The 5,626-nt window shown below is 46.1% G+C and carries 5 protein-coding genes; all 5 read left to right on the top strand.

What is annotated here, in order from left to right; genetic code table 11:
* On the top strand, nucleotides 1-967 hold a 967-nt coding region (locus CVN76_RS22555; RefSeq protein ID WP_100533130.1), incomplete at its 5' end, for a tripartite tricarboxylate transporter substrate binding protein.
* Between the two features lie 57 nt (nucleotides 968-1,024).
* The gene (locus CVN76_RS22550; protein WP_100530146.1) at nucleotides 1,025-1,480 is read left to right on the top strand and encodes a tripartite tricarboxylate transporter TctB family protein; all 456 of its coding nucleotides are present in this window, start codon (nucleotides 1,025-1,027) and stop codon (nucleotides 1,478-1,480) included.
* An 18-nt stretch (nucleotides 1,481-1,498) separates the two neighbouring features.
* Entirely contained in the window at nucleotides 1,499-3,025 is a 1,527-nt protein-coding gene (locus CVN76_RS22545; RefSeq protein WP_100533129.1) for a tripartite tricarboxylate transporter permease, read from the top strand.
* A gap of 79 nt (nucleotides 3,026-3,104) precedes the next feature.
* Nucleotides 3,105-4,712 carry an ATP-binding protein gene (locus CVN76_RS22540; protein WP_100533128.1) on the top strand — a complete coding sequence of 536 codons (1,608 nt, stop codon included), beginning with the start codon at nucleotides 3,105-3,107 and terminating at the stop codon, nucleotides 4,710-4,712.
* Nucleotides 4,696-5,403: a response regulator gene (locus tag CVN76_RS22535; RefSeq protein WP_100533023.1), complete on the top strand. Its 708-nt coding sequence runs from the start codon at nucleotides 4,696-4,698 to the stop codon at nucleotides 5,401-5,403. Before CVN76_RS22540 ends, CVN76_RS22535 begins: the two co-directional genes overlap by 17 nt.
* Nucleotides 5,404-5,626 lie beyond the last annotated feature (223 nt).

The following is a 5,626-nucleotide window of genomic DNA, read 5'->3' as shown; positions in this document are numbered from 1 at the left end:
GGCATGCAGCAGCAGTAGCTCGGATACATCCGGAGAAAAGAAGGAAAGTACAGGTTATCCGAAAAAGGCGATATCGATCGTTGCTCCTTCCGGGGCAGGCGGGGGCTGGGATTTAACCGCCCGTTCATTTACAAAGATCTTAAGCGAAACGAAACTGGTGAATCAGCCGTTGACGGTCGAAAACAAACCTGGCGGCGGGGGCGCGGTCTTCATGGCGGATTATGCAACACAGCAAGCGGATAATGATGACATGCTATTCGTGAATTCACCACCTGTCATAATCAATAACCTTAAAAAAGAAGGCAACAGTCCTTACGGATACAAAAATACGACTCCTTTGGCGCAGCTGACAAAAGATTACGGGGCGATTGTGGTAAAAGCCGATTCTGAATTCAAGGATTTGAAATCAGTGCTGGAAGCGGTGAAGAAAAATCCCCGTAAGTTAACGTTTGCAGGAGGTTCGGCTCCGGGATCGATGGATCATTTGATCTCGATTCTTCCGGCATATGAATCCGGCTTGGATCCAACCAAGCTTAAATACGTATCGTACGACGGGGGAGGAGAAGCGATTACGGCATTGCTTGGCGGAAATGCAGATGTAATCGGGACGGATGCATCCAGTGTCAGGGAGTTTTTAAAAGCAGGAAAGATTAGAGTACTGGCCGTAACCTCGACCGAACGTTTGGGCGGAGATTTAAAGGACATACCGACGGCAAAGGAACAGGGGGTTGATGCTGAATTCACGATTTGGAGAGGCGTCTTTGGTCCTGAGAATATGTCAGAAGAAGCAAAAACCTATTGGGACGGAACCATTGCCAAGCTAGTTGAAACTTCTGAATGGAAAAAGGAAGTGGAAGTTCAAGGCTGGGAACAAGAATATAAAAATAGTGAAGAATTCAACAAATTTTTAGTAGAACAGGAGAAACAGGTGCAGCAATTATTGGAAGCTTTAGGAATGGAAAAATAATCGCGAAGAAGGAGGTGCGTTCACCTTCTTCTTATTTTCTGAAATGGAGGGATTGTTATGGACGTTAAATTTGATCGTTTTGCATCTGTAGCCTTTCTGGCTGTCGGCTTGCTGTTCATGATCGGAAGCAGGAAGCTCGCCAGTTCGTCTTATGGAAGCTCGGTAGGGCCGGATATTTTTCCCTTTGTATTAGGGCTCGTTCTTGCTGCTTTAAGCATTCGCCTGTTCTATGAGTCATATCGGGGCAAGAGACAAAGTTCGAGTAAGGAAAAGCTGGAGTATAAGCCGTTCATCATCATTTTTCTCTCAACCTTGATTTATATTTTGACCTTGGAAACGATAGGGTATGTCATTACGACCTTTCTGTTTTTGTTTGTTTGCTTTCAAACGATGGAACGCAATAAGTGGGTGACATCACTCATCATTTCCGCAGGATTTTCCGGAATCATTTATTTTTTATTCGTGAGTGTTTTAAAGGGAACGCTGCCGGGTTGGCCAATTTGGTTTTCTTAAAAGAAGGGGGAAAAGGAAGTGGGAACTTTTGATTATTTAATACATGGCTTCGAAACGGCACTTACTTGGTATAACATCCTTTTTGCTTTTGTCGGGGTATTGATCGGGACTGCTGTCGGCGTTTTGCCGGGGATCGGGCCGATGAGCGGTGTGGCGCTTTTAATTCCGGTCACCGCATCGATCACGGGGGGACTTCCGCCAGAGCAAGCGGCGACAAGCGCCATCATTTTACTTGCAGGTGTTTATTATGGGGCAATGTATGGAGGGTCGACGACTTCCATCCTATTGAATACACCTGGTGAGTCCTCCTCTGTCGTGACAACATTGGATGGCTACCAAATGGCGAAGAAGGGCAGGGCGGGGAGTGCTTTGTCCATTTCTGCCATCGGTTCCTTCGTAGGAGGGATCGTCACCTTGATCGCGATGATTGCCTTGGCGCAGCCGTTATCGAAGATTGCGATTAAATTCGGGCCGGCTGATTATTTTTCGCTCATGCTGCTGGGATTGGCGGCGGTCAGCGGTTTGGCGGGGAAATCGGTAACGAAGGCACTGATCATGACGGTCTGCGGCTTATTGATCGCGACGATCGGAATCGATAATGTATCCGGGATCGCCCGTTTTACCTTTGACATTCCTTGGCTGTACCAAGGGATCGAGTTCCTGACGATCGCGGTCGGTCTATTCGCCCTCGGGGAAGTTTTCAAGACCATTTTGGAAAAAGAAGAGGATGATGGGGACATTGCAAAAATCAATAATTTAATTCCTTCCAAGGCGGAATTCAAGGAATCTGCCGGTCCCATTGCCCGCGGATCGCTCTTAGGTTTCTTCGTAGGAATCCTTCCCGGTGCAGGGGCGACGCTTGCCTCTTTCTTCTCTTATTTGCTGGAAAAACGCATTTCAAAAAAACCAGAGAAATTCGGAACAGGGGAGATCGCTGGGGTGGCCGGTCCGGAAACCGCCAACAATGCAGCGTCAGGCGGAGCGATGATTCCTTTATTGACCTTGGGAATCCCGGGCTCCGGCACTACGGCCATCTTGATGGGGGCGCTCATGATGTACAATGTCCAGCCGGGTCCATTATTATTCGAGGATCATCCTCAAGTGGCCTGGGGACTCATCGCCAGCATGTTCATCGGGAACCTGATGCTTCTCATCCTTAATCTCCCACTCGTTAAGGTTTTTGCGAAAACCATTGAAACGCCAAAGAAATACTTGATTCCGATCATCATCGCGATTTCCATTTTTGGTGTTTATGCCGTACAAGTCTCCACTTATGATTTATTGCTGCTATTGGGATGCGGTGTCTTGGGATACTTCTTGAGTAAAAATGATTACCCGATCGCCCCATTAGTATTGGGATTGGTATTGGGGCCAATGATTGAAAACAATATGCGAAGGGCCTTGACCATATCCGATGGAGATTACAGCTTGTTTTTCACCAGGCCGCTGTCCCTTACCTTCCTGATCGTAACGGCACTATGGCTGCTCATTCCGGTTTTGCTCAAGAAGAGGGGGAAAGACGTTGTCATCAATATAGAAGGATAACTTGCATTATCTGAATGTTGTGAAAAAACTCCTTTTTTAAAGGGGTTTTTTTTTATATGATGTAAGAAGAGGTGGTTGAATGCGTTTACATACAAAGCTAATGCTGGGGATCTGCACATTAATCATCTTGATTGGCGGAATCTTTGAAGTTATCTTCATAAATGTTTTGGAAAGTAACTTGAAGCAGGAAACAGGGGAAAAAGCCTTATCGGTTGCCGAAACCATTTCTTTGCTGCCTGAAATCCACCAAGCTTTTCAAACGGATGATCCTAGTCTGATCATCCAGCCGATTACGGAAGAAATCCTCCGCGAGATTGACGCCGAATTCATCGTGATAGGAGATGAGAATGAAAAGCGTCTCTCCCATCCTGATCCACACTTGATTGGCAAGAATATGGTCGGAGGAGATAATGCCGAGGTGTGGAGAGGAAAATCGATCATTACGGAATCGACGGGGACATTGGGGCCTTCCATACGGGGGAAATCCCCGATATTCGCAGATGGTAAGGTCATTGGAATAGTCTCCGTTGGCTACCTTCAGGACGATATCGCCAAAGAGGTTTCCAGAATACAAGCAAAGATAGTCTGGGCCATCACGTTTATCTTGATAGGCGGTTTATTGATCGCCTTCTTCATTTCCATCAATATTAAAAAGGCGATATTAGGGCTGGAGCCGAAAGAGATTGCATGGATGCTTCAAGAGCAACACGCCATCTTGGAATCGATTCATGAAGGGATCATCGCCATTGATGTTCATGGGAAAATCACGGTCGTCAATGAAACGGCGCACAAATTCCTTCACATCCCCAAAGGTGTCGAGCTACGCGGAAGAAAAATAGAAGAAGTCCTTATACATACACATCTGCTTGATGTAGTAAGCACGGCACAGGCGGAATATGATCAGGAATTCATGATTGATGGTGAAATTTTTTTGGCAAGCCGCATTCCGATATTGAATAAGCACGGCGAGGTCATCGGCGCTGTTGCAAGCTTGCGGAATAAATCTGAGCTATCCAATCTCCTTCAGGAACTTTCCCATGTAAAAGCGTATGCAGAAGGGCTAAGGGCACAGACGCATGAATATTCCAATCGGCTTTACACGCTTCTTGGCCTGATCCAGCTGGAATCCTATAAAGAAGCGATTGATTTCATATCGAAGGAAGTCGACGTCACCCAAGGTTTCATTCATTTTTTAATGAAGGAAGTGCCGGATCCGATCATTGCGGGGTTCATCTTGGGGAAAGCGAGTTTGGCAAGCGAGCTGAAAATCGATTTTACCTTCGATAGAGAGAGCAGTTTCAAGGATATTCCTTCGGATATAAATCGGGATCTATTAGTGACGATCATCGGTAACTTGATCAACAATGCCTTCGAAGCTGTACGGGAAAACGGTAGGGAAGAAAAAAAGGCTTCGCTGTTCGTAACCGATTTGGGGAAGGAGTTGATCATTGAAGTCGAGGACAATGGAAAAGGGATGGATGCAAAGGTTGCAGATAGGGTTTTCCAAAACGGGTTTACGACGAAAAGCCATCAAACCAATGCGGGCATTGGCCTGAGCCTTGTTCAAGAAGCGATTGATGGATTGGGGGGATCGATCACTTTTTCATCGGAAAAAGGGAAATTTACGATCTTTACGGTTGCCATTCCCAAAAACAGAGAGGGGAGATTATATGAAAGCCACTCGTGATATAGAAGTGTTGATCATAGAAGATGACTTAAGGGTTGCGGAGATACAAAAGCTTTTCATCGAAAAGATCGAGGGTTTTCAAACGATAGGGATCGCTTCAAGCTATGATGAAGCTAAAAGCTTCATTGAAATCATGCAGCCGGATTTATTACTGCTTGATATGTATTTTCCGGATATGAATGGGCTGGATATGCTTAAGGAAATCAAGCAGCAAAGCAAGCAGAGGGATGTCATCATGATAACGGCGGCTAAAGAAATCGAAAAAGTCCAGGAAGCGATTAAAATCGGCATATTTGATTACATCATCAAGCCTGTCTCATTTGAACGTTTCAAGCAGTCCATCCTTCGATATCAGGAGTATTACAAGAAATTGTCCGAATTCGAAAAAGTCAATTTTCCCATGACCCAGCAACAGGTGGACAAGCTTTTAAGCAAAGAAGTGAAGGACAAGGAGAGGGAACGGGCGCCACTGCCAAAAGGAATCGATAGGATGACGTTGGAGAAGGTGATGGTTGTGTTGGGAAAAGCATCGGCGGGGTTGACGGCAGAAATAGTTGCCAATGAAATAGGTGTGAGCAGGACCACGGCACGGCGCTATCTGGAGCACCTGATGTCCGAGGAGAAAATCGAAGCCGATTTAACCTATGGCACGGTCGGCCGACCTGAACGGGTATATGCAATAAGGCCATGAAGCGTTCGCCTGAAAAAGGATCTGTTTGTTGGGAAGGGTGAAAATGCAGGAGGATGTGACAACTGTCATCCAAATCATTTGACGTTCATGACTACAGGTGAATGTTCCATATCCTATACTGGAGTAATCAAGTAACCAAACAAGCATTTGCGAAAAGATGGGGCCCTTGCTCACCGTCCTTGCTTCAGGGTCAGTCAGCAACTTGGGCACGTCCAGCGGTATC

The organism is Bacillus sp. mrc49, from assembly GCF_002803435.1.
Note: the sequence above shows the minus strand (reverse complement) of the source record. Positions and strands in the feature narration are given on the sequence as shown.